This is a genomic window from Methylomagnum sp., from assembly GCF_054333355.1.
Genome location: NZ_JBTEKS010000347.1, coordinates 1 through 4,691, shown reverse-complemented (window position 1 = coordinate 4,691; position 4,691 = coordinate 1). Strand labels below are relative to the sequence as shown.

At 61.6% G+C, this 4,691-nt stretch carries 5 protein-coding genes; 4 read left to right on the top strand and 1 reads right to left on the bottom strand.

The genetic code is table 11. From position 1 onward, the window contains the following. Positions 1-79: 79 nt before the first annotated feature. The 4 genes from ACXWUF_RS18905 to ACXWUF_RS18890 all read left to right on the top strand — a co-directional run bounded on the left by ACXWUF_RS18905 (position 80) and on the right by ACXWUF_RS18890 (position 3,031). Positions 80-298, top strand: a complete 219-nt coding sequence (locus ACXWUF_RS18905) for a hypothetical protein (RefSeq protein ID WP_458496142.1) — start codon at positions 80-82, stop codon at positions 296-298. 506 nt (positions 299-804) lie between these two features. After that, entirely contained in the window at positions 805-1,599 is a 795-nt protein-coding gene (locus tag ACXWUF_RS18900) for a nucleotidyltransferase domain-containing protein (RefSeq protein WP_458496141.1), read from the top strand. Continuing rightward, on the top strand, positions 1,596-2,666 hold the full coding sequence (locus ACXWUF_RS18895; RefSeq protein ID WP_458496140.1) for a DNA polymerase beta superfamily protein: 1,071 nt from the start codon (positions 1,596-1,598) through the stop codon (positions 2,664-2,666). Before ACXWUF_RS18900 ends, ACXWUF_RS18895 begins: the two co-directional genes overlap by 4 nt. Continuing rightward, the gene (locus tag ACXWUF_RS18890; protein ID WP_458496139.1) at positions 2,663-3,031 is read left to right on the top strand and encodes a translation initiation factor Sui1; all 369 of its coding nucleotides are present in this window, start codon (positions 2,663-2,665) and stop codon (positions 3,029-3,031) included. Before ACXWUF_RS18895 ends, ACXWUF_RS18890 begins: the two co-directional genes overlap by 4 nt. 56 nt (positions 3,032-3,087) lie before the next feature. On the opposite strand, the gene ACXWUF_RS18885 is transcribed toward ACXWUF_RS18890, so the two are convergent. Next, positions 3,088-4,560, bottom strand: a complete 1,473-nt coding sequence (locus ACXWUF_RS18885; protein WP_458496138.1) for an aldehyde dehydrogenase family protein — start codon at positions 4,558-4,560, stop codon at positions 3,088-3,090. Positions 4,561-4,691 lie beyond the last annotated feature (131 nt).

The window sequence follows — 4,691 nt, the reverse complement described above, 5'->3', positions numbered from 1 at the left end:
ATCCCGGATTCCGCCCTGCCCCATCCAGCCACATCTCTACGTTTGTTGATTCTCTCATCTGCGCCTAGAAACCAGCCGAATGAAAACTATTTTGGCAACCCTAATCGTTCCAAGCCTTGTAGCGCTTGCAATGGTGGGGCTTGGCTTATATGCGCTGATTCAATTCTTTCTCACATGGCGCATTGTGCATTTGGCTCAAAGCGTGGTGCCTTTGTATTTGGGCGGATGGTGGGTGTGGGTTCTTGCAAAAGCTTGGTTGTACATACTCCTTGGAAACGAGAAAATCCGGGATAACTGAGGTGCTGCCAAGCATGGATTGGACTTTACGGAATCCGGGCTTATGATGGCGCGGTTATCCCGGATTCCGCCGCACCCCATCCGGGCTACGTCTTATTAACGGAGAGCCGTAGGCTGGGTTGGAGCTTTGCGGAAACCCAGCTTATTTGCCGCCTGTGCTGGGTTTCGTTCCTCAACCCAGCCTACCACGCTTGCCTAGATGAAATCCGTCATTCCGTAATTATTATGCTCGCAGCCAATACCAAAGTCGTCTTGCGCTCATTCAATGGAACGGTTTCAGCTCCAAAAGATTGCCGTCCAGGCGATAACTATTGGGTACTTATTGACAAAAGGGGAATCGTTGTCGAACCAAAAAATACTCACGGGCGAGTCCTTGTTAAGTTTGATATTCCGTTGGCTGACCAAGGGTTACACTGCCACAATCTGATACCCAATAGCCTTTACATACTCGAATCTGATTTAGCCATTGCGACTTGATGGCCACCCCCTGCTCGTTGAGGCAAAATCATGGTGCCGTCATCCTTGAAAACCATGAATCATTTCCCCATGCACGCCCAAATCCTCGCCCAACTCGCCGACATCGAAACCCGCCGCGCCGTCCGCATCCTCTACGCGGCGGAATCCGGTAGCCGCGCATGGGGCTTCGCCTCGCCGGACAGCGACTACGATGTCCGGTTCATCTACGTCCACGACCGTGACCACTATCTCAGCATCGGCGACCGCCGCGACGTGATCGAATGCCCGGTGGACGCGGTGCTGGACGTGATCGGCTGGGATGTCCGCAAGGCGCTGGCGCTGTTCCGCAAGAACAACGCCGCGTTCTACGAATGGCTGCACTCGCCCATCGTCTACCGGCGGGACGAGCGGTTCTTCCAAGCCTTGACGGCGCTGATCCCGGCCTATTTCTCGCCCCGCGCCGGTAGCCACCATTACCTGCGCATGGCCCGCAACGCCTTCGAGCAAGACCTCGCCGGGGACGCGGTGCTACTGAAAAAATACTTCTACGCGCTGCGCCCGCTGCTGGCGGCGGGATGGATTCTGGAACGCCGCGCCGTGCCGCCCATGGAATTCGCCACGTTACGGACCCTGATCGACGACGCCGACACTCAGCAGGCCATCGACGACTTGCTGGCCCGCAAGCGGACGGCGGACGAAAAAGCCATCATCGCGCCCGTGCCCATCCTCCACGCCTTCATCGCCGAGCGCCTGCCCGCTTATCTGGACGCCAGCCGCGAACTCCCGTCCCATCAGGGCGAGGCGGAGCCCTTGAACCGCCTGTTCCGCCGCCTGTTGACGCCATGAACTACGCCACCCTGCAAGCCCATCGCGAATGGCTGCTGCTGGAATGCGTGAGCGGCAGCCAAGCCTACGGCCTGCAACTGCCCGCCTCCGACCTCGACCTGAAAGGCGTGTTCATTCTGCCGAAGCGGGCGTTCTACGGCTTCGGCGCCGTGGAGCAGGTCGCCAACGACAGCCAGGACGAGGTGTATTACGAACTGCGGCGCTACGCCGAACTGCTCCGCAAGAACAACCCCAACCTGTTGGAATTGCTCGCCACGCCCGCCGATTGCGTCCGCTATCGCCACCCGCTGCTGGCGCGGTTAGCCCCCGAGATGTTCCTCAGCAAGCTGTGCGAGGAAACGTTCGCCGGTTATGCCCAAACCCAAATCAAGAAGGCCCGTGGCCTCAATAAGAAAATCCTCAACCCCGTGGCACCGGAACGGAAAGGCGTGCTGGATTTCTGCCACATCGCCGAGGGCCAGGGCAGCGTGCCGCTGACGGAGTGGCTGAGCCGACGCGGTTTCCGGCAGGAGGATTGCGGACTCGCCGCCATTCCCCATTTCCGCGATGGCTACGCCCTCTTCCACGCGCCGGGCGCCGGGCTGCGGGGCGTCGTCTCCGGCCCGGAGGCGCAGGCGGTGAGCCTCAGTTCCATCCCGAAAGACCTGACGCCGGTCGGCTTCCTGCATTTCAACAAGGACGGCTACGCCGTCCACTGCCGAGAATACCGCGAATATTGGGACTGGGTGGAACGCCGCAACGAGGCCCGTTATCAAGGCACGCTGGCCCACGGCAAGCGCTACGACGCCAAGAACATGATGCACACCTTCCGGCTGCTGAACATGGCGCTGGAAATTGCCACCGAAGGCTTGGTCCGGGTGCGCCGCCCCGACCGGGATTTCCTGCTCAGCATCCGCCGGGGCGAGTTCGAGTATGACGATCTGGTCAACCGCGCCGAAGCCAAGCTGGCCGAGATCCGCGCCGCCTTCGAACGCAGCCTCTTGCCGGAACGTCCCGATCCGGCGCGGGTGGAAGAGGCGCTATTCGAAATCCGGGACGAGTTCTACCGCACCACACCCAACTCATGAGCGCCAAAAAATCCCCCGCCGTCGGCGGTCTCGTCTATTCCACCGAACATGGCCGCATGTGCCCCGCCTGTCGCCAGCCCGTGGCCCGCTGCCAATGCGGCAAGGCCAAGCCCGCGCCAAAAACCGACGGCATTGTGCGGGTACGCTTGGAAACCAAGGGCCGCAAGGGCAAGGGCGTGACCGTGGTGATGGGCGTGCCACTGCCCGACGCGGAACTGGACAAGCTGGGCAAGGAATTGAAGCAGCGCTGCGGTTCCGGCGGCACCGTCAAGGATGGGGTCATCGAGGTGCAGGGCGACCATGTGGCCGCAGTGATGGAGGCGCTGGGGAAAAAGGGCTGGGTGGTTAAGAAATCGGGGGGGTAACGGGAATTAAAGTTGGGCACAGCCCTCAGCGCTGTGCCCAACTTCGATAGCCAATCCTACAAAGCCACCGTCACCGTCTTAACCTCCAAATAATTCTGCATCGCATAACTCCCCAATTCCCGCCCGATCCCCGACATCTTGAACCCGCCAAACGGCGCGGCGGCATCGAACACGTCATAGCAATTCACCCACACCGTCCCGGCCTTGAGTTCCGCCGCCAAGCGGTGGGCCTTGCTAATGTCGCGGGTCCACACGGCGGCGGCGAGTCCATAAAGGCTGCGATTGCCCCGGGCGATGACCTCGTCCACGTCCTTGAACGGAATCACCGACAAGACCGGGCCGAAGATTTCCTCCTGGGCAATGGTCATCTCGTCGCGCACATCGGCGAACACGGTCGGCTCGATGAAATAACCCCGCTCCCCTACCCTGCCGCCGCCCCGCACCAGCCGACCGCCTTGGGCTTTGCCGATGTCGATGTAGGCCATGATCTTGTCGAACTGCTCCTGGCTGACCTGCGGGCCTTGGGTGGTGTTGAAGTCGAACGGATCGCCGACCACTTGCTGCCCGGTGCGGTGGGCGATGCGGTCCACGAATTCGTCGTAGACCTTCTGCTCCACGAACAGCCGCGACCCGGCGCAGCAGCATTGGCCCTGGTTGAAGAACAGGCCGAGGAAAGCGCCTTCCACGGCGGCGTCCAGGTCGCTGTCGGCGAACACGATGTTCGGGCTTTTGCCGCCCAGTTCCAGCGTGACGCGCTTGAGGTTGGAACGGGCGGCGGCTTGCATGATGAGCTTGCCCACTTCGGTGGAGCCGGTGAAGGCCACCTTGTCGATGTCCATGTGTTCGGAAATCGCCGCGCCCGCCGTCGGCCCGAAGCCGGAAATCACATTGATGACGCCGTTCGGGAAGCCCGCTTCCATTGCCAATTCAGCCACCCGCAGGGCCGACAGCGGCGTCTGCTCGGCGGTTTTCATCACGATGGTGCAGCCTGCTGCCAGGGCCGGACCCCATTTCCAGGCCAGCATCAGCAACGGGAAGTTCCAGGGGATGATCTGGCCGACCACGCCCACCGGCTCGTGGCGGGTATAGCAGAAATGATTGCCCCGGATGGGGATGGTCTTGCCTTCCAGCTTGTCGGCCCACCCGGCGTAGTAGCGCAGGCAGTCGATGGCCAGCGGCAGGTCGGCGTTGCGGCTGTCGCGGATGGGCTTGCCATTGTCGAGGGTTTCCAGCGCGGCCAGTTCGTCGATGTGCTGCTCCATCAAGTCGGCCAGCTTGTACAGCAGGCGGCCCCGCTCGCGGGCATCCATCGTGCGCCAGGGGCCGGTTTCGAAGGCGCGGCGGGCGGCCTTAACGGCGCGATCCACGTCTTCTTTATCGGCTTCGGCGACCTGGGCGATGACGTCGCCGGTGGCGGGGTTGAGGGTTTCGAAGGTCTTGCCGCTGGCGGCGTCGACCCACTGGCCGTCGATGAGCAGCTTGGTTTGGCGGACTTCGACGGGGGATTGGGAAAGGCTGGCGTTTGCCATGATGAGGACTCCTTGCTTGATTGAGTTTGCCGCTGATTGGGATGTGCCGTCCGATCCGTGCGGCTGGAATCGGGGGTTGATGGTTGGGAGCGTTCGTGGAGATTGTAGGTCGGGCTTCAGCCCGACACGGG